Source organism: Pseudomonas sp. NPDC089741, from assembly GCF_044748825.1.
GTDB classification, from domain to species: Bacteria; Pseudomonadota; Gammaproteobacteria; order Pseudomonadales; family Pseudomonadaceae; genus Aquipseudomonas; species Aquipseudomonas helmanticensis.
Genome location: NZ_JBIVGT010000020.1, coordinates 68855 through 89707, shown reverse-complemented (window position 1 = coordinate 89707; position 20853 = coordinate 68855). Strand labels below are relative to the sequence as shown.

At 58.1% G+C, this 20853-nt stretch carries 19 protein-coding genes; 11 read left to right on the top strand and 8 right to left on the bottom strand.

All coding sequences use genetic code 11. From position 1 onward, the window contains the following. The first annotated feature begins 71 nt into the window (after positions 1 to 71). Together ACIPZE_RS19055 and ACIPZE_RS19050 are read left to right on the top strand one after the other, a co-directional pair. Positions 72 to 2558 carry a circularly permuted type 2 ATP-grasp protein gene (locus ACIPZE_RS19055; RefSeq protein ID WP_400774575.1) on the top strand — a complete coding sequence of 829 codons (2487 nt, stop codon included), beginning with the start codon at positions 72 to 74 and terminating at the stop codon, positions 2556 to 2558. Then, complete coding sequence (locus ACIPZE_RS19050; RefSeq protein WP_400774572.1) at positions 2558 to 3448, top strand: transglutaminase N-terminal domain-containing protein; 891 nt, start codon at positions 2558 to 2560, stop codon at positions 3446 to 3448. Before ACIPZE_RS19055 ends, ACIPZE_RS19050 begins: the two co-directional genes overlap by 1 nt. A 206-nt stretch (positions 3449 to 3654) precedes the next feature. Here ACIPZE_RS19050 and ACIPZE_RS19045 read toward each other — a convergent pair whose 3' ends face one another. After that, complete coding sequence (locus tag ACIPZE_RS19045; protein ID WP_129388337.1) at positions 3655 to 3843, bottom strand: hypothetical protein; 189 nt, start codon at positions 3841 to 3843, stop codon at positions 3655 to 3657. Positions 3844 to 3910: 67 nt separating this feature from the next. Next, on the bottom strand, positions 3911 to 4498 hold the full coding sequence (locus ACIPZE_RS19040; RefSeq protein WP_283437900.1) for a TIGR00730 family Rossman fold protein: 588 nt from the start codon (positions 4496 to 4498) through the stop codon (positions 3911 to 3913). Between the two features lie 340 nt (positions 4499 to 4838). Here ACIPZE_RS19040 and azu point away from each other — a divergent pair, with 340 nt between their 5' ends. Then, positions 4839 to 5282: an azurin gene (azu, locus tag ACIPZE_RS19035; protein ID WP_008078296.1), complete on the top strand. Its 444-nt coding sequence runs from the start codon at positions 4839 to 4841 to the stop codon at positions 5280 to 5282. A 150-nt stretch (positions 5283 to 5432) separates the two neighbouring features. On the opposite strand, the gene nadE is transcribed toward azu, so the two are convergent. The 5 genes from nadE to ACIPZE_RS19010 all read right to left on the bottom strand — a co-directional run bounded on the left by nadE (position 5433) and on the right by ACIPZE_RS19010 (position 9622). Next, positions 5433 to 6260 (bottom strand): ammonia-dependent NAD(+) synthetase, encoded by an 828-nt coding sequence (gene nadE / locus ACIPZE_RS19030; RefSeq protein WP_283437899.1) that lies wholly within the window; start codon positions 6258 to 6260, stop codon positions 5433 to 5435. Positions 6261 to 6264: 4 nt separating this feature from the next. Further along, complete coding sequence (gene pncB, locus ACIPZE_RS19025; protein ID WP_129388346.1) at positions 6265 to 7488, bottom strand: nicotinate phosphoribosyltransferase; 1224 nt, start codon at positions 7486 to 7488, stop codon at positions 6265 to 6267. A 50-nt stretch (positions 7489 to 7538) separates the two neighbouring features. Next, entirely contained in the window at positions 7539 to 7793 is a 255-nt protein-coding gene (locus tag ACIPZE_RS19020) for a hypothetical protein (protein ID WP_400774566.1), read from the bottom strand. Next, positions 7786 to 8055, bottom strand: a complete 270-nt coding sequence (locus ACIPZE_RS19015) for a hypothetical protein (protein ID WP_283437897.1) — start codon at positions 8053 to 8055, stop codon at positions 7786 to 7788. The genes ACIPZE_RS19020 and ACIPZE_RS19015 overlap by 8 nt, the downstream gene beginning before the upstream one ends. 121 nt (positions 8056 to 8176) lie before the next feature. Beyond that, complete coding sequence (locus tag ACIPZE_RS19010) at positions 8177 to 9622, bottom strand: alanine/glycine:cation symporter family protein (protein ID WP_400774564.1); 1446 nt, start codon at positions 9620 to 9622, stop codon at positions 8177 to 8179. Between the two features lie 174 nt (positions 9623 to 9796). Between ACIPZE_RS19010 and ACIPZE_RS19005 the strand changes: the two genes are divergently transcribed. After that, on the top strand, positions 9797 to 10609 hold the full coding sequence (locus ACIPZE_RS19005) for a helix-turn-helix transcriptional regulator (RefSeq protein ID WP_283437895.1): 813 nt from the start codon (positions 9797 to 9799) through the stop codon (positions 10607 to 10609). 112 nt (positions 10610 to 10721) lie between these two features. Here ACIPZE_RS19005 and ACIPZE_RS19000 read toward each other — a convergent pair whose 3' ends face one another. Continuing rightward, positions 10722 to 11618, bottom strand: a complete 897-nt coding sequence (locus ACIPZE_RS19000; protein WP_283437894.1) for a LysR family transcriptional regulator — start codon at positions 11616 to 11618, stop codon at positions 10722 to 10724. A gap of 164 nt (positions 11619 to 11782) precedes the next feature. Between ACIPZE_RS19000 and ACIPZE_RS18995 the strand changes: the two genes are divergently transcribed. The 7 genes from ACIPZE_RS18995 (at position 11783) to ACIPZE_RS18965 (ending at position 20306) form a co-directional block, all read left to right on the top strand. After that, positions 11783 to 13273 (top strand): aldehyde dehydrogenase family protein, encoded by a 1491-nt coding sequence (locus tag ACIPZE_RS18995; protein WP_400774560.1) that lies wholly within the window; start codon positions 11783 to 11785, stop codon positions 13271 to 13273. 205 nt (positions 13274 to 13478) lie between these two features. Then, positions 13479 to 14762 carry an FAD-binding oxidoreductase gene (locus tag ACIPZE_RS18990; RefSeq protein ID WP_283437892.1) on the top strand — a complete coding sequence of 428 codons (1284 nt, stop codon included), beginning with the start codon at positions 13479 to 13481 and terminating at the stop codon, positions 14760 to 14762. Between the two features lie 368 nt (positions 14763 to 15130). After that, positions 15131 to 16264: a branched-chain amino acid ABC transporter substrate-binding protein gene (locus ACIPZE_RS18985; protein ID WP_129388358.1), complete on the top strand. Its 1134-nt coding sequence runs from the start codon at positions 15131 to 15133 to the stop codon at positions 16262 to 16264. Positions 16265 to 16504: 240 nt separating this feature from the next. Then, on the top strand, positions 16505 to 17419 hold the full coding sequence (locus tag ACIPZE_RS18980) for an ABC transporter permease subunit (protein WP_129388361.1): 915 nt from the start codon (positions 16505 to 16507) through the stop codon (positions 17417 to 17419). 3 nt (positions 17420 to 17422) lie between these two features. Then, positions 17423 to 18724: a high-affinity branched-chain amino acid ABC transporter permease LivM gene (gene livM, locus ACIPZE_RS18975; protein WP_129388364.1), complete on the top strand. Its 1302-nt coding sequence runs from the start codon at positions 17423 to 17425 to the stop codon at positions 18722 to 18724. After that, positions 18721 to 19593 (top strand): ABC transporter ATP-binding protein, encoded by an 873-nt coding sequence (locus ACIPZE_RS18970; protein WP_283437890.1) that lies wholly within the window; start codon positions 18721 to 18723, stop codon positions 19591 to 19593. Before livM ends, ACIPZE_RS18970 begins: the two co-directional genes overlap by 4 nt. Further along, entirely contained in the window at positions 19590 to 20306 is a 717-nt protein-coding gene (locus ACIPZE_RS18965) for an ABC transporter ATP-binding protein (RefSeq protein WP_283437889.1), read from the top strand. Before ACIPZE_RS18970 ends, ACIPZE_RS18965 begins: the two co-directional genes overlap by 4 nt. Positions 20307 to 20853 lie beyond the last annotated feature (547 nt).

Here is a 20853-nt window from a genome sequence, read left to right as displayed (position 1 = left end):
GATTTTTCGTATATCCGCGCGTCATGTGCCTGCGTTAGTCTGACCGTTCCCTGCTGTCTGCCGAGCTTTCCATGCCTGACCTGCTAGACCGCTACCCGCTGACGGCGGGCACTTATCACGAACTGCTCGACGGCAGCGGCGCAGTGCGTCCGCACTGGAGGCGACTGTTCGACCAGTTGCAACGCAGCACCCCGGCGCAACTGGTGCAGCGCCAAGCGTTGCTGGCGCGGCAGATTCAGGAAAACGGCGTCACCTATAACGTCTATGCCGACCCGAAAGGCGCGGACCGGCCGTGGGAACTGGATCTGCTGCCGCATGTGATTGCGGCGGATGAATGGCAACAACTGTCGGCCGGAATTGCTCAGCGGGCGCGATTGCTCAATGCCGTGCTGGCCGATTTGTATGGGCCGCAGCGGCTGATCAGCGCAGGCTTGCTGCCCGCTGAGCTGGTGTTCGGGCACAACAATTTTCTCTGGCCGTGTCAGGGCATTGCGCCGCCGGAAGGCGCTTTTCTGCACCTTTACGCGGTGGATCTGGCGCGCACGCCGGACGGCCGCTGGTGGGTCACTGCCGATCGTACCCAGGCACCGTCGGGCGCCGGGTATGCGCTGGAAAACCGCACCATCGTTTCCCGTGCCTTTCCCGAGCTGTACCGCGATCTGAAGGTGCAGCATCTGGCCGGATTCTTCCGCACCTTGCAGGAAACCCTCGCGCGTCAGGCGCCGGCCGGTAATGATGCGCCGCTGGTGGTGTTGCTGACGCCGGGGCGCTTCAACGAAAGTTATTTCGAACATTTGTATCTGGCCCGCCAGCTCGGTTATCCGCTGGTCGAGGGCGGTGACCTTACCGTGCGCGACGCCACGGTCTACCTGAAAACCCTCAGCGGTTTGCGCCGCGTCCACGCGATCATGCGTCGCCTCGACGACGACTTCTGCGATCCGCTGGAGCTGCGCACGGATTCGGCGCTCGGCGTTCCCGGGCTGCTCGAAGCGGTGCGTCAGGGCCGGGTCCTGGTGGCCAATGCGCTGGGCAGTGGCGTGCTCGAATCACCGGGATTGCTCGGGTTTCTGCCGAAGATCAATCAATACCTGTTCGGCGAAGAACTGATCCTGCCGTCCATCGCAACGTGGTGGTGCGGTGAGGCGCCAGTGTTGGCGCAAGCGCTGGAAAAACTGCCTGAACTGTTGATCAAACCGGCGTTTCCTTCACAAAGCTTCGCCCCGGTATTTGGCCGTGATTTGAGTGAAAAACAGCGCGATGAGCTCGCCGCGCGCATGCGGGCGCGGCCGTACGCCTATGTGGCGCAAGAATTGGCGCAGTTGTCGCAGGCGCCGATCTGGCAAGCCGAAAACGGTCAACTGCAACCCCGGGCGATCGGCATGCGCATGTACGCCGTCGCCAGTTGCGACGGTTATCGAGTGCTGCCCGGTGGCCTGACCCGGGTGGCCGCCGAGGCTGATGCCGAGGTGGTGTCGATGCAGCGCGGCGGTGCCAGCAAGGACACCTGGGTGCTCGGTGATCGTCCGCCGAGCGGCGAACAATGGAAAACCCAGCGCAATGTCGGCGTGCATGACCTCGTGCGGCGCGATCCTTATCTGCCCTCGCGGGTAGTGGAAAACCTGTTCTGGTTCGGCCGATATTGCGAGCGCTGCGATGACAGCGCGCGACTGCTGCGGATCATGCTCGCGCGGTATGTCGATGGCGATGACCCGCAAGCCTTGCAGGCAGCCGTCGATCTCGGCGAGCGCCTGACGCTGTTACCGGACGAAGGCGAGTTGCCGGAACGCTTGCTGGCCGCGCTGCTTGGCGATGACTGGTCGTTCAGCCTGCGCTCCAACCTGCAACGTTTGCAGTGGGCAGCCTCGCAGGTACGCGGCAAACTCTCGCGGGAGAACTGGCAAGCGTTGGTCGAGTTGCAGCGCGAAGCGATGGAACTGGACACTGACGAGCCGGATTTCGGCGAACTGCTGGATTTTCTCAACCGTCTGGTGATGTCGCTGGCGGCGTTGTCCGGGTTTGCGCTGGACGACATGACGCGCGACGAAGGCTGGCGTTTCCTGATGATCGGGCGGCGTATCGAGCGTCTGCAATTTCTCAGCAGCAGTCTGGCGGCATTTCTGCGCGGCGCCGCAGCGTTCGATCAGGCGGGGCTGGAATGGCTGCTCGAACTGGGCAACAGCAGCATCACCTACCGCTCACGTTATCTGGCCGTAGCGCAGTTGATTCCGGTGCTCGACCTGTTGTTGCTCGATGAACAAAACCCACATGCGGTGTTGTTCCAGTTGAAACTGGTCACGCGCACCTTGAAACGTCTGAACGATGATTTCGGCGTGCCGCGTGAGGCTGGGCTGCCGCCATTGGTCGAGCGTCTGGCGCGATTCGATCTGGGCTGCCTGGAAAATCCGCTGTTCGGCGAGACCAGTGTGCGTGCGGCACTCGATGGCCTGGCGGATCTGCTGCAAGAGATCGCCGAGGCCAGCGGCCAGGTCTCGGATCGTCTGGCGTTGCGCCATTTCGCTCACGTCGACGACGTCAGCCAGCGTACGGTGTCGGTCTGATGAGCGCGCATTACCAGATCTTCCACGACACCTGTTATCACTACGACAGCCCGGTTTCGCTGGCACAGCAACTGGCCCATCTGTGGCCGCGCGAGTGCAGTTGGCAACGTTGCACCGAACAGCAACTGCTGATCAGTCCGGAGCCTACGGCGCGGCGCGATGAACTGGATGTGTTTGGCAATCCGCTGACCCGCTTGGCCTTCGAGCGGCCGCATGATGAATTGCAGGTCAATGCACAACTGACGGTCGAAGTGCTGGCGCGACCAGCGCTGGATTTCAATCAGTCGCCGGCATGGGAGCAGACCCGCGATGCGCTGACCTACAGCAGCCAGCCGTTGTCCGCCGACGTGCTTGAGGCTTGTCGTTATCGTTTTCAGTCTCCCTATGTGCATTTGAAAAGTAGCTTCGTCGAGTTCTCGCACAGCTGTTTCCCGCCGGGGCGGCCATTACTGCTCGGTGTGCAGGATTTGATGCAGAAGATCTTCAGCGAATTCACCTTCGATGCCGAGGCGACCCAGGTGGCGACGCCGCTGGTGGAGGTGCTGGAGCGGCGGCGTGGGGTCTGTCAGGACTTCGCGCACTTGATGCTTGCCTGCGTGCGCTCGCGAGGGCTGGCGGCGCGCTACATCAGCGGTTACCTGCTGACGCAGCCGCCACCGGGGCAGCCACGCTTGATCGGCGCCGATGCGTCGCATGCGTGGGTGTCGGTGTTTTGTCCGGTGCTGGGCTGGGTGGATTTCGATCCGACCAACAACGTGCAGCCGGCGCTGGAACACATCACATTGGCGTGGGGCAGGGACTTCTCTGACGTTTCGCCATTACGCGGAGTGATCCTCGGCGGCGGCAACCACGATCCCGAAGTCCGCGTGACCGTAATGCCCCTGGATTAATGCAAATCAAACTGTAGGAGTGAGCCTGCTCGCGATAGCGGTGTGTCAGCAGCAAATATTTCGAATGACACACTGCTATCGCGAGCAGGCTCACTCCTACAGGGGAATTGGGGTGTTTCTGGGAAGGGCTGTGAGGGCCGGCAGTGAAACCGCCAGCCCCGTCACAAATCCGCTGGGTCTGATTCGATCATCAAACCCGGTGGGGCTCAGGCGTCAGGCGCCTGATCTTTCGGTGCTTCAGTTGCATCAACATCGTCATCTGTTGCCACTTCACCCTCAGGGTTCAGTGCTGCTTCTTCAGCTGTTTGTTTCTTGCGCTGAAGCTTTTCCTCTTTCTTCTGTTCCTTTGCCAGGTCTCGTTGACGTTTGGCGAAGGAGTAATTGGGTTTGGCCATGGGCGTTCCTCTTGGTCGAAGGTGAGGTTGAGCGGCGCGTATTCTGCCCTGTATCGGTGCCCGGTGGTTAGCTGGGTTTTTGGTCGACCCATTTTGGCGTGACGGTCGGCTTCCATTGATCGAGGGCATCGAGCAGCGTTTGTGGTGATTCGCTCACTTGCAGCATGTCACGGTGTGGCGCGCGAACGAAGCCTTCGCCGACGATGTGGTCAAGAAATGCAGTGAGTTTGCTATAAAAGCCGTTCACTTCCAGCAGCCCCAGCGGTTTGCCGTGGTAACCGAGCTGGCCCCAGGTCCAGACTTCGAACAGCTCTTCCAGCGTGCCGAGGCCGCCGGGCAGGGCGATGAACGCATCGCTGAGCTCAGCCATCCGTGCCTTGCGCGCATGCATGCCGTCGACCACTTCCAGACGTGTCAGGCTTTTGTGGCCGATCTCCTTGTCCATCAGGCTTTGCGGGATGATGCCGATCACTTCGCCGCCAGCGGCCAGTGCGGCGTCGGCGACAATCCCCATCAGACCCACGGCGCCACCGCCGTAGACCAAGGTCAGCTTGCGTTCAGCCAACGCCCGGCCAAGAGCGATTGCAGCTTCGGTATAAGCCGGGACGGTGCCAGCATTGGCACCGCAAAATACACACACGGATTTCAGAGACATGCCTTTCTCCTGGGTCAATCAGTCACAGGGTAATGGCTGGCACGCCTCGATCCAAGGGCTAAACTTCGCGTTCCGGTGATTCAAAGGTGCCGCTGGCGCCACAGGCGTAGGCGGCGAGCAAACTGCACAACAGACCGTTAAAGAACATGACAGGCACTCCGTCTCAGTAGATGCGCCGATCATAGGGCGGGCCGGGGAATCTGGCCGTTAGATTGTCTCGATGAGTGTCATAGCCTGAAAGTTGTATACAATTTTTGACTCAAGTCATAGGAACTTGCGAAGATTTCAGGCAGTCTTTCCACCATTAGTGTTTTTGTTAACCCTGCCTTGGAGATTCACCATGTTTTCCAAAGTTGTTGCGGTATCCCTGCTGGCGCTGGCCAGCAGCCAATTGATGGCTGCCGAGTGCAAAACCACCGTTGACTCCACCGATCAGATGTCCTTCAACACCAAGGAAATCGTGATCGACAAGAGCTGCAAGACCTTCACCGTCGAACTGACCCACTCCGGCAGCCTGCCGAAGAACGTCATGGGCCATAACCTGGTGATCAGCAAAGAAGCTGACATGCAGCCAATCGCTACCGCAGGCCTGGCCGCCGGTATCGACAAGAACTATCTGCCGGAAGGTGACGCACGCATCATCGCTCACACCAAGATCATCGGCGCCAAGGAAACCGACTCGCTGACCTTCGACGTGGCGAAGATTGCAGACGGCGGCTACGGCTTCTTCTGCTCGTTCCCTGGCCACATCTCGATGATGAAAGGCACGATTACCGTCAAGTAATCGAGTCAGGCACAAAAAAAGCGTCCCACGGGACGCTTTTTTGTTTTCTGTAGGAGCTGCCGCAGGCTGCGATCTTTTGATTTTGTTTTTGAAGATCAAAAGATCGCAGCCTCGTTTCACTCGACAGCTCCTACAGGGGGGGCTTTCAACTTACGGGGCGAACGGCATTACGCGTTTGTGGTGGGTTTTGTTGTAGGTCGCGACGATGATGTCGAACGCTTCCTGACGCACCGGTTCGCCGTGCAGGAAGGCATCGATCTCGGTATAGGTCACGCCGTGGGAGGCTTCGTCCGGCTTGCCCGGTGACAGGTCTTCCAGATCCGCCGTCGGGATTTTCTCGACCAGCGATTCCGGTGCGCCAAAGCTGCGGGCAATCGCCCGAACCTGATTTTTCACCAGGCCACTGAGCGGCGCGAGGTCGCAGGCGCCGTCACCGAACTTGGTGAAGAAACCCATCACCGCTTCCGCCGCGTGGTCAGTGCCGATTACCAGACCGTGCGCCGCGCCGGCGATGGTGTACTGGGCGACCATGCGCATCCGCGCCTTGGTGTTGCCAAGGACGAAATCCACCGACACCGCGTGCTTGCCTTCGAAGGCCGCGACTTCAGCGGCCAGCGACTTCACGGCCGGGCCGATGTTGACAGTGTGGCGCTCGTCCGGAGCGATGAAATCCACCGAAGCCTGAGCGTCGTGTTCGTCGAATTGGGTTTCGTACGGCAGGCGCACGGCGATGAATTTGTAGCTGTTGTCGCCGGTCTGGTCGCGCAGTTCGCGCATGGCGCGCTGGGCCAAGAGGCCGGCGGTCAGCGAGTCGACACCGCCGCTGATGCCCAGCACCAGGGTCTTGAGCCCGGAATTGACCAGGCAATCCTGAATGAAGGTAATGCGCCGGGCGACTTCGGCCTGCAGGGCCTTGTAGTCGGCGAACGGCGGTTGCACCTTGAGCTGCTGCGCAATCTCACGCTGTACGGCTTGCATGAATTCACTCCTTGCTAGATAGACTGGAATCGGCAGGAACCTGGAAAACATGTCGCAAATAGGCGACGAAATTCGGGTCTTTGCAGTGGGACTTGCCTGGCTCGTCGGAGATCTTCGCCACCGGTTGACCATTGCAGGCGGTCATTTTAAGCACGATGCTCATCGGTTCAACACCCGCAATGTCACAGGTGAGGTTGGTGCCGATGCCGAAGCTGACGTTGATCCGGCCGTGCAGCGCGCGGAAGATTTCCAGCGACCTGGGCAGGGTCAGGCTGTCGGAGAACACCAGCGTCTTGCTCATCGGGTCGATCCCGAGCTGGTGATAGTGGGCGATGCATTTTTCGCCCCAGACCACAGGATCGCCGGAATCGTGGCGCAGACCGTCGAACAGCTTGGCGAAGAACAGATCGAAATCGCCGAGGAAGGCATCGGTGGTGATGCAATCGGTGAGGGCGATACCGAGTAGGCCGCGGTATTCACGGACCCAGCAATCGAGCGCGGCGATCTGACTGTCGATCAGCCGTGGGCCGAGTTGCTGGTGCGCCATGATCCATTCGTGGGCCATGGTGCCCAGCGGTTTCATGTCCAGTTCGCGCGACAGATGCACATTGCTGGTGCCGACGAAACGGCCAGGGAAATCGTGCTTGAGCACGTTCACCACTTCTTCCTGCACGCGGTAGGAAAACCGGCGTCGCGTGCCGAAATCGGCGACCTGCAGTTGCGACAATTCGTCAGCCGAGGCGTTGGCGGTCAGCCAGTCGAACTTGCGATAGAGCTGCTCGCGCGCCTGTTCGAGCACGGTTTCGCGGTAGCGATAGCGGTTGCGCACTTCGCTGACGATGGCCAGCAGCGGCACCTCGTAGAGAATCACATGCAGCCATGGCCCGCGCAGACGGATGAACAGTTCGCCGTTCTCGATGCCGGTGTGCACGTAGCGCAGGTTGAAGCGGAACAACCCGAGGAACCGCAGGAAATCCGGTTTGAGGAAGCTGATGCGCTCGAGGAAATTCAGTTGATCGGCACTCAGGCTCAGTTCGGCCAGGCGCTCGATCTGGTAGCGGATCTCGGCCAGATACGGGCGCAGATCCTCGCTGTTACGGCAACGAAACTCCCATTCGACTTCAACGTTGGGGTAGTTGTGCAGCACCGCCTGCATCATCGTCAGTTTGTAGAAGTCGGTGTCGAGCAGGTTCTGCACGATGCGATCGGCAAACACACTCTCGCTCATAACGGGGTCTCCAGGTGCGCCGCGCCGTGGCGCGGTCTCAATCAATGGCGCTAGTGGCGCATATCAGCGGTGGGGATTGCCAGCGCTTTTTTGCTTTCAGGTGAAAGATCCTTAGAGGCCATACACCTTAGCCCGCAAAAATTATCTATTTTCGGTTGCACCTCAAGTGCGGCGTAAAGGACTTTTTCAATATGCTCCCAGCTTTTTAAATACTCGGAGAGTAGTGAGTGTCTCGGTATCAGATTTATTTCAACTGCTTTAATCATCGCTGCTCTAATCATTGTGTGGGTTGCTATTTTATACATGGATGACACCACCCTTGAAAGAGATCTGCTCCAGTGTGTCAACGCCGTCCTGAAGTAATACATAAGCAGGAAGTATCATTCGATAAAAGTCAGAGTCGTTAGTGCCCTTTATGGTGACCGATGTGAAAGTCTCCAACAGACTGGCGGCGGCGCGGATTCTGAAACAGGCGTCTTCAAATAACTGATTAGGTGCGGCATACGAATCTATAAAGAAGGTCGGGGTATTGGTTGCGCTTGCTTTGAGGGGGTGGAATCGACTCATGGGAAAAGTCCTTAAGTTGTTTTAGGTGCGCCAGATCGAAGAGTCTGTTGTTGTTTTGGTTGCGGTTGCAGCAGGGCAGAGCCATAACTTGGTTTAATGGCTCTGCAATTTCTATCTAAGTTTAAACTGGCTGTCTCCTTGCGGGCTTGCCAAGCACTGATGTACCAGCGTGATCGGCCAGCGGTGGCCATGCTCCAGGATCGAGATCCAGATCAGAAAACAACGTTGGGTCGAAAACGGGTGCCTGGATTCCGGCGCGACGCTGTTCGTCATAATCACGCAAAAGGCGCAGGCATATATTGAACAGCAGGGCCATCCCTATCAGGTTGACAAGTGCCAATAAAGTCATTGTGATATCGGCAAAAGCCAGAACAGTGGACAGATCTTCGATGGAACCCCATAACACTAAAAATAATACCAGCAGGCGATAAAGTATTAGCGTTTTCCTGGGCTCACCAAACATGAACCGCAGGCTATTTTCTCCAAGGTAATAGTTGTAGAGCATTGCCGTGAATACGAACAATGCCAGCACCACGCTTATAAACATCCGCCCCCACTCACCAACAACGGCCGCCAGCGAGTTTTGTGCCAGAGCAATTCCGTCTCCTTCAAATCCTTGAGTGTAGAAACCGGATAGCAAAATCAGCAGGGCAGTGCACGTGCAGATCACGAATGTATCGATGAAAACACTCAATGCCTGGACCACGCCTTGTGCAACCGGGTGGCCGACCTTCGCTACTGACGCAACATTGGGAGCGCTGCCCAAGCCTGCTTCGTTGGAAAATACTCCACGTCGCACCCCCATGATGATTGCGCTGCCAATCAGGCCTCCGAACGCTTCATCCATACCGAATGCACTTTTGATGATGGACATCAGCATTGTCGGGACTTGATCGAACTGCAGAACCAGCACGTAGGTTGTCACGCCAATGTAGGCGAGGACCTTGAGCGGAACCAAAAGGTCGGCCACTGCGGCTATACGCTTTATCCCGCCGATGAACACGGCTCCCAGCATTAAACAAAGTGCGAGCCCTGACCACATAGGCGGTACACCAAACGCGTCCTTTAGCGAGTGTGATACCGCATGGGACTCAAGGCCATTGATTGCAAACCCGAAGGTCACGAGCAAAAGCACTGCAGCGATCATTCCTAGCCAACGTTTGTCCAGGCCGTGCTGAATGTACCAGGACGGGCCACCTCTATAGAGTCCGTTCCCATCGCTACGCTTGTAGAGTTGACCCAGCGTACATTCGAAAAGACTGCTGGACATGCCCAAAAAAGCGGTTATCCACATCCAGAATACGGCGCCAGGTCCTCCCATGCTGACGGCAATTCCGACCCCGACGATATTGCCAGTACCCACGCGTCCAGCAAGGCTGAGTGTCAGCGCCTGAAATGAACTCAATTGATGGCTGCCGGCGCGCCAACTGCCGTGTAAAACGCCGAACATATGGGTGAAGTATCTGAGCTGAACAAATCTTGATCGGACGGTGAAGTAGCTTCCCAGTCCTAGAACTAAAGGTATTAATATTTTGCCCGACAGAAAGTCGTTGATGATATCTAGCATTCAAAGCTCCTAGCTATTTAGAGTGCTGGCGAAACGATGGTGTCTTCAGTCCTGAAGCCTTTCAGGGGGCGTAATATCCAGCCATATTTCATTCGATGCAATTTCGCAAGTTGCTTAAATATGATGCGAGTTGCTGCTATGGTTGCGTTCTCTTGATTTTCGTTGGGTTATTGTATGTGCGAGTCTCTTTCCGTGAATCTGAAATTACTTTGTAGTCACTACAGATCTGTCGCGGAAGTTTGTAGGAAAATTCGTATTAATCGTGGGCAATTCAATAAGTATCTTTGTGGGAAAAGTGTCCCTACACCTTTTAATCTCAAGCGAATTTGCGATTTTTTTGGTGTGGATGAGTTTGAGCTGGCTTTGCCTGCGGAGAAGTTCAGCGCATTGCTTTGTATGAAATCCAGTAATTGCCACTCTACCGAAAAGGCGACGCCTTCAAGAATAATGCATGACCATCTGCGCCAGGAGTCTTCACCGGAACTGAAAACTCACGTCGGTTATTACTACGAGTACTACAACGCAATGACCGATCCCGGTTCCATTCTGTGTTCGCTTGTGCATGTGCGAGAGGACGGTGAAGACATCGTTTATGAGCGAAACGAGCGCTTGCAAATTGCCGGTGAGGAGGCAGGGTTTGAACAATATCGATATTTGGGCGTCGCCTACTACCTACGGGATCGCCTGTTTTTTATCGATTATGAATCGCTCACTTCAAACGAAATCAGCCAAACCATTCTTATCCCGAGTTTCAAAAGCTGTATCACGCGGCTCAATGGTTTGAAGATGGGGGTCTCTGCTGCGGATCATCGTGCGCCGTCGTGCTCGAGGGTTGTCTGGGAATATCTCGGGCAGGAAATCAATCGGGTCGAAGCCTATCGCCGCGTGCGGCTGTACAAGCCGGATGATTGCACTATCGATGATGACCTGCGTTCACGACTCGCCCAGGCTCACGTTGTTGACGGTTTGTTTGTTATTGCCCAATGAGCGCCCTCTGTAGGAGCTGTCGAGTGCAACGAGGCTGCGATCTTTTGATGCTGGTTTTCAAGATCAAAAGATCGCAGCCTCGTTGCACTCGACAGCTCCTACGGGAGATCGGTCAGGGATTGTCGATCTGTTCGAGCATCCATTTGACGAAGTCGCGCACCTTCGGCACTTCCGCCGCGTGCTCCGGGTAGGCGAGGTAATAGGCGTCGGGACTGGGCATTGCATGCTGCCAGGGAATGACCAATTTGCCGTCGGCCAATTCCTCTTCCACCAGAAACCGTGGCAACAACGCCACGCCGCAGCCGACCTGCGCGGCGCGGATGCACATATAGAAGGTTTCAAAGCGTGGGCCGTGATAGCTGTGTTCGGTTTGGTAACCCTGACTGTCGAACCAGTCGTGCCACGCCTGTGGGCGCGAGGCATTTTGCAGCAGGACCAGATCGGTGAGCTGCGTCGGGTCAGTAAACGGTGTGTCTGGCAGGCTGCCCGGCGCGCAGACTGGCACCAACTCTTCGCCGAACAATTTCAGGCATTCCGTGCCGGGCCGCGAACCCTGACCGAAATAAAACGCCAGATCGCTGCGCCCTTGCAGCAAGTCATCGGCTTCCTGTTCGTTGCACAAATCCAGATGAATCGACGGGTGACGCAAACGCCAGCCTTTCAAGCGCGGCACCAGCCAGCGCGCGCCGAAGGTCGATGGCGTCGATACGCGCAGGACTTCGGTTTCGCCGCCGTAGGAACGCAGGTAATGGGTCGACATCTCCACCTGCGTGAGGATTTTTCGTACTTCGACCAGGTACAGATCCCCGGCCGGGGTCATCTGCAAACGCCGGCGCACGCGGAGGAACAACAAGTGCTGTAACAATTCCTCCAGCTGCGCGACCTGCTTGCTGACCGCGCTCTGGGTCAGGTTCAGTTCTTCGGCCGCGCGGGTGAAGCTCAGGTGCCGGGTCACGGCTTCGAAGCACTGCAGGGCGGTGATCGAGGGCAAGTGGCGTTTGTTCAGCATGACCGATCCTTTTCTTGTCTTTCGATGCTCAGCATGAATAAACGGAATGATATCTCGCGTAAAGGTCGTTTGTTGCCTTGCCATTGTGACGCTACAACTAAAGGCCTGCCCGGTCGTGCAAACAGCGGCCGCACACATTCAGTTTTTTGCTTGAGGAGTGACCCATGGTTGCCGCATTGCTTGATCGTCTTGGTGTGAACCCGGCCCTTTATCAGAACGGCAAAGTGCCGGTGCATTCGCCCATCGATGGCAGCCGCATTGCCGCCGTCAATTGGGAGGGCGCGGCCGAAGTCGAGCAGCACATCAGTCGCGCAGATCATGCGTTCGAACAGTGGCGCAAGATCCCGGCCCCGCGTCGCGGCGAGTTGGTGCGTCAATTCGGTGAAGTATTGCGCGAATACAAGGCCGATCTCGGCGAGTTGGTGTCTTGGGAGGCGGGCAAGATCACCCAGGAAGGTTTGGGTGAAGTGCAGGAGATGATCGACATCTGCGATTTCGCCGTCGGCCTGTCTCGTCAGTTGTACGGTTTGACCATTGCCTCCGAGCGTCCGGGCCACCACATGCGTGAAACCTGGCATCCGCTGGGCGTGGTCGGTGTCATCAGTGCGTTCAACTTCCCGGTCGCGGTGTGGGCGTGGAACACCGCGCTGGCGCTGGTCTGCGGCAACCCGGTGGTATGGAAGCCGTCGGAGAAAACTCCACTGACCGCACTGGCTTGTCAGGCACTGTTTGATCGTGTGGTGAAGAATTTCAGCGATGCGCCGGCGAATCTTTGCCAAGTGATTATCGGTGGTCGCGACGCGGGTGAAGCGCTGGTCGACGACCCGCGTGTGGCGCTGATCAGCGCCACCGGCAGCACGCGCATGGGCCGCGAAGTGGCGCCGAAAGTCGCCGCGCGTTTTGCCCGCAGCATTCTCGAACTGGGCGGCAACAACGCGATGATCCTCGGCCCGAGCGCCGACCTCGACATGGCGGTGCGTGCGATTCTGTTCAGCGCCGTCGGCACTGCCGGCCAGCGCTGCACCACGCTGCGTCGCCTGATCGCCCATGAGTCGGTGAAGGAAGAAATTGTTGCTCGCCTCAAAGCTGCGTACTCGAAAGTGCGCATCGGCAACCCGCTGGAAGGCAATCTGGTCGGCCCGCTGATCGACAAGCACAGCTTCGAAAACATGCAGGACGCACTGGAGCAGGCGTTGAGCGAGGGTGGTCGGGTGTTCGGCGGCAAGCGTCAGCTCGAAGACCAATTCCCCAATGCCTATTACGTTTCGCCGGCCATCGTTGAAATGCCGGAGCAGAGCGACGTGGTCTGCAGCGAAACCTTCGCGCCGATTCTGTACGTGGTCGGTTACAACGATTTCCAGGAAGCGCTGCGCCTGAACAACGCCGTGCCACAAGGTCTGTCATCGTGCATCTTCACCACGGATGTGCGCGAGGCCGAGCAGTTCATGTCGGCGGTGGGCAGTGACTGCGGGATCGCCAACGTCAACATCGGCCCGAGCGGTGCCGAGATCGGTGGCGCGTTTGGTGGCGAGAAGGAAACCGGCGGTGGTCGTGAATCGGGTTCCGATGCATGGCGCGGGTACATGCGCCGCCAGACCAACACCGTGAACTATTCGCTGGAGTTGCCGCTGGCGCAGGGCATCACGTTCGACTGACAGGTGGAGATCCCCCCTGCAGGAGTGAACCTTTGTGGCGAGGGGATTTATCCCCGTTGGGCTGCGCAGCGGCCCTGAAAATCTAAAAGCGATGACTGCTTCGCAGCCGAACGGGGATAAATCCCCTCGCCACAGGTTTTCGTCACAGATAGCTTCGCTCCCACAGGGTATGCAGTGTTTGTTAGGTTTCTGTTGGAGTCTGGCAATGCCGTTACGCGAAGAATGTCTGTGGGAAAAGCTCACGCCACAACGGCCGGATAACACCGGGCTGAAGGGCGAAGTCAAAGTTGATGTCTGCGTGATCGGCGCCGGGTTCACCGGTTTGTCGGCGGCGCTGCATCTGTTGGAAAAAGGCAAAAGCGTCTGTGTGCTGGAAGCCTATCGCGCCGGCCACGGCGGTTCCGGGCGCAATGTCGGGCTGGTCAACGCCGGCATGTGGATCCCGCCGGACGAGATCGAAGCCGGTTTCGGCGAAGCGGTCGGCAGCCAGCTCAACCGCATGCTCGGGGCGGCGCCGGCGCTGGTGTTCAGCCTTGTGGATAAATACAACATCGATTGCCAGTTGCGCCGCGAAGGTACCCTGCACATGGCGCACAACGCCAAGGGCGAGGCGGATCTGCGCAGTCGTGAGCAACAATGGAAACGCCGTGGTGCGCCGGTCGAATTGCTCACCGGCAAGGCCTGCGAGCAAGCCACCGGCACGCAAAAAATCGCCGCCGCGCTGCTCGATCGTCGTGCCGGCACACTCAATCCAATGGCTTACGTCAGCGGTTTGGCCAACGCCGTAACCGGCCTCGGCGGGCAGATGTTCGACCACTCGCCGGTCACCCGACTCGAACGTCAGGGCTCGAAATGGTCGGTGCAAACCGAGCACGGTTCGGTGCTCGCCGAACAAGTGGTCATCGCCTCCAATGCCTATACCGAAGGCGACTGGACCGAACTCAAGCGCAACTTCTTCCCCGGTTACTACTATCAGGTCGCCTCGGTGCCGCTGAGCGAAGACGCCGCGCAGGCAATCCTCCCGGGCGGGCAGGGTTCGTGGGATACCAGACAAGTGTTAAGCAGTATCCGCCGTGACAAAGAAGGGCGCTTATTGCTCGGCAGCCTTGGCAACGGCAACCAGAAACCGGCCTGGTTTCTCAAGGCTTGGGCCGACCGGGTACAACAGCATTATTTCCCCAACCTGAAACCGGTTGAATGGGAATGCACCTGGACCGGGCGTATCGCGTTCACGCCCGATCACCTCATGCGTCTGTTCGAACCGGCGCCGGGACTGGTGGCCGTCACTGGCTACAACGGTCGCGGCGTCACCACCGGCACCGTGGTCGGCAAGGCCTTTGCCGATTACTTGTGTAACGGCAATCCACAGGCCCTGCCGATACCCTTTGCACCGATGCAGCCCTTGGCGGGCGTGAGCTTGCGCAGTTGCCTGTACGAGGCCGGGTTCTCGCTGTATCACGCGGGCCAGTGCCTGCGCATCGTCATTTGAGTGTTGAAATATGTTGCCGGAAGCGGCGCTTTTCGATGCAGCGACTAGCCTGTAATGGTGCGGGTTGTAGCAGTCCCGCACCAGCAGTGTGCAGTTCGGTGACGCGGGCTGTTACAGGCTGGTTGCACGTCGTTTGGCGCCGCGGTTGCAATGATGGCGCGTGCGGGGTGCGCCTGAAAAAATAAATGGTTTCACCTTCCGCGGTTTAGACGGTTGCACGCCCAATGAAAATGGGAACGAAACAGTCGAAATAACAAGAAAGCAGCGACTTTTTGAAGAATAAAAAACCGATGGCACGGGCCTTGCTCTGAGCTTTCAGTGAAGTGAAGTCGCAGTGCCAACTAAAAAAAACCTTGGAGCACCACCTCATGTCCCAGACGTTTTACAAGAAAGGCTTTCTGGCCCTCGCAGTGGCTACTGCGTTGGGTGTTTCTGCGTTTGCTCAAGCCGACGTCAAAATCGGTGTAGCGGGTCCAATGACTGGCGCCAACGCGGCATTTGGCGAGCAGTACATGAAGGGTGCACAGGCGGCGGCTGATGCGGTCAACGCGGCAGGTGGCGTCAACGGGGAGAAAATCGTTCTGGTCAAAGGCGATGACGCCTGCGAACCGAAACAAGCGGTCACGGTCGCCAAGGACCTGGTCAACCAGAAAGTCGCTGGCGTAGTCGGTCACTTCTGCTCTTCTTCCACCATTCCAGCCTCGGAAATCTACGACGAGGCCGGCGTTATCGCGATCACCCCGGGTTCCACCAACCCGCAAGTGACCGAGCGCGGCTTGGGCGCCATGTTCCGTATGTGCGGACGTGACGACCAGCAAGGCATCGTCGCCGGCGACTACATCGTCGACGTGCTCAAGGGCAAGAAAGTCGCGGTCATCCACGACAAGGACACCTACGGCCAAGGCCTGGCGGATGCCACCAAGGCGCAGTTGACCAAGCGTGGTGTGACCCCGGTCATCTACGAAGGCCTGACCCGTGGCGAGAAAGACTTCAGCGCCCTGGTCACCAAGATCCGCGCCGCCGGTGCCGACGTTGTCTACTTCGGCGGCCTGCACCCGGAAGCCGGTCCACTGGTCAAACAACTGCGTACCGAAGGCCTGAAAGACGTGAAATTCATGTCCGACGACGGCATCGTTACCGACGAACTGGTGACCACCGCTGGCGGCCCGCAATACGTCGACGGCGTGCTGATGACTTTCGGCGCCGACCCGCGTCTGCTGCCGGAAAGTAAAACCGTCGTCGATGCCTTCCGCAAGGCCGGCACCGAACCTGAAGGCTACACCTTGTACGCCTACGCCTCGGTGCAAACCCTGGCTGCAGCCTTCAATGGCGCAAAATCCAACAGTGGCGAGAAAGCCGCCGAGTGGCTGAAAGCCAACCCGGTGAAAACCGTCATGGGTGAGAAGGCCTGGGACAAGAAGGGCGACCTGAAAGTCTCCGACTACGTGGTGTACCAGTGGGACGCCAGCGGCAAATATCACCAGCTGGAAAAACAGAAGTAAGGGCTGACGCGATCAACTGATCCCACGGCTCCTTTGTAGGAGTGAGCCTGCTCGCGATGACGGAGTTACAGGCAACACATGTGTTGAATGTTAATCCGCTATCGCGAGTAGGCTCACTCCTACAGGGGGCGGTGGTGACGGGTGAATCGTGGCTGACATTGCTCCGACGTAAATCTGTATTTTCCCTAGAAGAGCCGCCCGCCTACAGGTGGGCAGGTTCTCACTGCGTGAGATTGCGTTATGGATGGTATTTTCCTGCAGCAACTGGTCAACGGCCTGACCCTCGGGTCGGTCTATGGCCTGATCGCCATCGGCTACACAATGGTCTACGGCATCATCGGCATGATCAACTTCGCCCACGGCGAGGTTTACATGATTTCCGCTTACCTGGCGGCAATCAGTCTGGCTCTGCTGGCTTACTTCGGTATCGAATCCTTCCCGCTGCTGATGCTCGGCACACTGATCTTCACCATCGTCGTCACGGCGGTGTATGGCTGGGTCATTGAGCGAGTCGCTTACAGACCCCTGCGCAACTCCACCCGACTGGCTCCGCTGATCAGCGCCATCGGCATCTCGCTGATTCTGCAAAACTATGCCCAGATCAGTCAGGGCGCGCGCCAACAGGGCGTTCCGACACTGCTCACCGGTGCCTGGCGCGTCGACATCGGCACCGGTTTTGTCCAGCTCACCTACACCAAGGTGTTCATCCTGGTCGCCGCGTTCGTTGGCATGGGCCTGCTGACCTATGTCATCAAGTACACCAAGCTCGGCCGCATGTGCCGCGCCACCCAGCAAGACCGCAAGATGGCCTCGATACTGGGGATCAACACCGACCGCGTTATCTCTTACGTGTTCATCATCGGTGCAGCCATGGCGGCACTGGCCGGTGTGCTGATCACCATGAACTACGGCACGTTCGACTTCTACGCCGGTTTCGTCATCGGCATTAAAGCCTTTACCGCTGCGGTACTCGGCGGGATCGGTTCGCTGCCGGGTGCGATGTTGGGCGGGATCATCCTCGGTATCTCCGAGTCGCTGTTCTCCGGCCTGGTCAACTCCGACTACAAAGACGTGTTCAGCTTCTCGCTGCTCGTACTTGTTCTGGTCTTCCGGCCGCAGGGCCTGTTGGGCCGTCCTCTTGTGTCGAAGGTGTAAGCGATGTCTTCAACCACCAAAAAAAGCATTGATGTCAAAAAAAGCCTGGTTGAGGCGATTCTTGCCGGCCTGATTGCCCTGATCGTTTTCGGGCCGATTGTCGGTGTCGTCCTTGAGGGGTACAGCTTCAATCTCGAACCGACCCGCGTGGCGTGGATCATCGGCATCGTCATGATTGGCCGCTTCGCCCTCAGCCTGTTCCTGCAAACGCCCAAGGGCCTGAAAATTCTCGACGGATTCGAGAGCACCGGTTCCGGTGTGCACGTACTGCCCAGCGATCACAAATCGAGCCTGCGCTGGATCATCCCGCTGCTGATTGTGCTGGCGGTCATCGTGCCGTTCGTTTCCAACTCCTATCTGCTGGGCGTGGTCATCCTCGGGTTGATCTACGTGCTGCTGGGCCTGGGATTGAACATCGTGGTCGGTCTGGCCGGTCTGCTCGACCTTGGTTACGTGGCGTTCTACGCCATCGGTGCCTACGGTCTGGCGCTCGGTTACCAGTATCTCGGGCTGGGTTTCTGGACCGTGCTGCCGCTGGCGGCAATTACTGCTGGCCTTGCTGGATGCATCCTCGGCTTCCCGGTGTTGCGCCTGCATGGCGACTATCTGGCGATCGTGACGTTGGGCTTCGGTGAAATCATTCGCCTGATCCTCAACAACTGGTTGTCCCTGACCGGTGGCCCGAACGGCATGCCGGCGCCGCTGCCGACCTTCTTCGGTCTGGAGTTCGGCAAGCGCGCGAAGGACGGCGGGGTGCCGTTCCACGAGTTTTTCGGCATCGCCTACAACCCGGACGTGAAGTACTACTTCATCTACGCGGTGTTGTTCCTCGTGGTATTGGCCGTGCTGTACATCAAGCATCGTCTGGTGAAAATGCCGGTCGGCCGCGCCTGGGAAGCCCTGCGTGAAGATGAAATCGCCTGCCGCTCGATGGGCCTCAACCACGTGCTGGTCAAGCTGTCGGCGTTCACCATCGGTGCATCGACGGCCGGCCTCGCGGGCGTGTTCTTCGCGACCTATCAAGGCTTCGTCAACCCGACCTCGTTCACCTTCTTCGAATCAGCGCTGATTCTGGCCATCGTCGTACTCGGCGGCATGGGTTCGACCATCGGCGTGGTGATCGCCGCATTCGTGTTGACCGTCGCCCCGGAACTGCTGCGCGGCTTCGCCGAATATCGCGTGTTGCTGTTCGGCATCCTGATGGTGTTGATGATGATCTGGCGACCACGTGGGCTGATCCGCATCAGCCGCACCGGGGTCACTCCACGCAAAGGTGCCATTCACTATGAGAGGACTGCGCCATGAGTGAAGTCGTACTCTCTGTTGAAAAGCTGATGATGCATTTCGGTGGCATCAAGGCCCTGAGCGATGTCAGCCTGAAGGTCAAGCGCAACTCGATCTTCGCCTTGATCGGCCCTAACGGCGCCGGCAAAACCACGGTGTTCAACTGCCTGACCGGTTTCTATAAAGCTTCCGGCGGCAAGATCGAACTCAACGTGCGCGGCCAGCAGACCAACGTTATCCAGTTGCTGGGCGAATCGTTCAAAGCGACCGATTTTGTTTCGCCGAAATCCTTCCTCAGCCGTCTGTACTACAAGATGTTCGGCGGCACGCATCTGGTGAACCGCGCAGGCCTGGCTCGGACGTTCCAGAACATTCGCCTGTTCAAGGAAATGTCGGTGCTGGAAAACCTGCTGGTGGCCCAGCACATGTGGGTCAACCGCAACATGCTCGCCGGCATCCTCAACACCAAGGGCTACCGCAAGGCTGAAAGCGATGCGCTCGATTGCGCGTTCTACTGGCTGGAAGTGGTCGATCTGGTCGACTGCGCCAACCGTCTCGCCGGTGAACTCTCCTACGGCCAGCAGCGCCGTCTGGAGATTGCCCGGGCCATGTGCACGCGGCCGCAGATCATCTGCCTCGACGAACCGGCTGCCGGCCTCAATCCACAGGAAACCGAAGCGCTGAGCGCGATGATCCGGCTGCTGCGCGATGAGCACGATCTGACCGTGGTGCTGATCGAACACGACATGGGCATGGTAATGAGCATTTCCGACCACATCGTGGTGCTGGACCACGGCATCGTCATCGCCGAAGGCGGACCTGAAGCGATTCGTAACGATCCGAAAGTGATTGCCGCCTATCTGGGCGCCGACGAAGAGGAGCTGGTATGACGCAACCGATCCTCGAACTCAAAGACCTCGACGTGTTCTACGGACCGATCCAGGCGCTCAAGGGTGTTTCGCTGCAGATCAATGAGGGGGAAACCGTCAGCCTGATCGGCTCCAACGGCGCCGGCAAATCGACGTTGCTGATGTCGATCTTCGGCCAGCCACGAGCGGCCGGCGGGCAGATTATTTATCAGGGCGTCGACATCACCCAGAAGTCATCGCACTACATCGCCTCCCACGGCATTGCGCAATCGCCGGAAGGACGGCGGGTGTTCCCCGACATGACTGTCGAGGAAAACCTGTTGATGGGCACCATCCCGATTGGCGACAAGTACGCTAAAGAGGACATGCAGCGCATGTTTGCGCTGTTTCCTCGGCTGGAAGAGCGCCGTACCCAACGGGCGATGACCATGTCCGGTGGTGAACAGCAGATGCTGGCGATTGCTCGTGCCTTGATGAGCCGGCCGAAGTTGTTGCTGCTCGATGAGCCGAGCCTGGGCCTGGCGCCGATTGTGGTGAAGCAGATCTTTGCGACCCTGCGCGAGTTGGCGAAAACCGGCATGACCATTTTTCTGGTCGAGCAGAACGCCAACCATGCGCTGAAACTGTCCGACCGGGCGTATGTCATGGTCAACGGCGAGATCCGCCTGACCGGCACTGGCAAGGAGCTGCTGGTGAACGAGGAGGTGCGTAACGCCTATTTGGGCGGGCACTGATTGCTGCAACGTTATACACAGCCCCGGCGACGCAAGTCCCGGGGCTTTTTAATGCTTGCAATCCCCCTGTAGGAGCTGCCGCAGGCTGCGATCTCTTGATCTTTAAAAACACATCAAAAGATCGCAGCCTGCGGCAGCTCCTACAGGGAAAACAGCTGTTCCGTCTAATTGTGGAAAACAAATCCACCAAGCTGTCAAAGCGCGACATATAGACGCTGCAAATGGCTGTTTTTGCACAGTTTTGACTTGTCCCCGTTTGCTGTGGAGCTGGCTGTGAATAACGTGGGAGTAGCTGGCTGAAAGCCTCTGGAACCGTGGCTTGCAGCGTTGTGGTTGTTTTTTGATCAGGCGTTTTTACGCGTGCTGGAGTCGCTCTTGTCAACCTTTTTATCCAGTCGGCAAAGGGGTTGGTTGCTGAGGGGCAAGCCTGTGGATAAGTCTGTGATTAAACTCTGGAAAGACCTCGCTAAGGGCCGTAATTACTGGCCTCGCGCAATCACTGCACTGACCGCTCGGTCGTGCAAAATGCCATGTGCCGCACATCTGT

Excerpts from the sequence above, each read along its gene's own strand:
- ACIPZE_RS19055 (WP_400774575.1), top strand. The coding sequence starts at position 72 with ATGCCTGACCTGCTAGACCGCTACCCGCTGACGGCGGGCACTTATCAC.
- ACIPZE_RS19050 (WP_400774572.1), top strand. The coding sequence starts at position 2,558 with ATGAGCGCGCATTACCAGATCTTCCACGACACCTGTTATCACTACGAC.
- ACIPZE_RS19045 (WP_129388337.1), bottom strand. The coding sequence starts at position 3,843 with ATGGCCAAACCCAATTACTCCTTCGCCAAACGTCAACGAGACCTGGCA.
- ACIPZE_RS19040 (WP_283437900.1), bottom strand. The coding sequence starts at position 4,498 with ATGTCTCTGAAATCCGTGTGTGTATTTTGCGGTGCCAATGCTGGCACC.
- azu (WP_008078296.1), top strand. The coding sequence starts at position 4,839 with ATGTTTTCCAAAGTTGTTGCGGTATCCCTGCTGGCGCTGGCCAGCAGC.
- nadE (WP_283437899.1), bottom strand. The coding sequence starts at position 6,260 with ATGCAAGCCGTACAGCGTGAGATTGCGCAGCAGCTCAAGGTGCAACCG.
- pncB (WP_129388346.1), bottom strand. The coding sequence starts at position 7,488 with ATGAGCGAGAGTGTGTTTGCCGATCGCATCGTGCAGAACCTGCTCGAC.
- ACIPZE_RS19020 (WP_400774566.1), bottom strand. The coding sequence starts at position 7,793 with ATGTATAAAATAGCAACCCACACAATGATTAGAGCAGCGATGATTAAA.
- ACIPZE_RS19015 (WP_283437897.1), bottom strand. The coding sequence starts at position 8,055 with ATGAGTCGATTCCACCCCCTCAAAGCAAGCGCAACCAATACCCCGACC.
- ACIPZE_RS19010 (WP_400774564.1), bottom strand. The coding sequence starts at position 9,622 with ATGCTAGATATCATCAACGACTTTCTGTCGGGCAAAATATTAATACCT.
- ACIPZE_RS19005 (WP_283437895.1), top strand. The coding sequence starts at position 9,797 with ATGTGCGAGTCTCTTTCCGTGAATCTGAAATTACTTTGTAGTCACTAC.
- ACIPZE_RS19000 (WP_283437894.1), bottom strand. The coding sequence starts at position 11,618 with ATGCTGAACAAACGCCACTTGCCCTCGATCACCGCCCTGCAGTGCTTC.
- ACIPZE_RS18995 (WP_400774560.1), top strand. The coding sequence starts at position 11,783 with ATGGTTGCCGCATTGCTTGATCGTCTTGGTGTGAACCCGGCCCTTTAT.
- ACIPZE_RS18990 (WP_283437892.1), top strand. The coding sequence starts at position 13,479 with ATGCCGTTACGCGAAGAATGTCTGTGGGAAAAGCTCACGCCACAACGG.
- ACIPZE_RS18985 (WP_129388358.1), top strand. The coding sequence starts at position 15,131 with ATGTCCCAGACGTTTTACAAGAAAGGCTTTCTGGCCCTCGCAGTGGCT.
- ACIPZE_RS18980 (WP_129388361.1), top strand. The coding sequence starts at position 16,505 with ATGGATGGTATTTTCCTGCAGCAACTGGTCAACGGCCTGACCCTCGGG.
- livM (WP_129388364.1), top strand. The coding sequence starts at position 17,423 with ATGTCTTCAACCACCAAAAAAAGCATTGATGTCAAAAAAAGCCTGGTT.
- ACIPZE_RS18970 (WP_283437890.1), top strand. The coding sequence starts at position 18,721 with ATGAGTGAAGTCGTACTCTCTGTTGAAAAGCTGATGATGCATTTCGGT.
- ACIPZE_RS18965 (WP_283437889.1), top strand. The coding sequence starts at position 19,590 with ATGACGCAACCGATCCTCGAACTCAAAGACCTCGACGTGTTCTACGGA.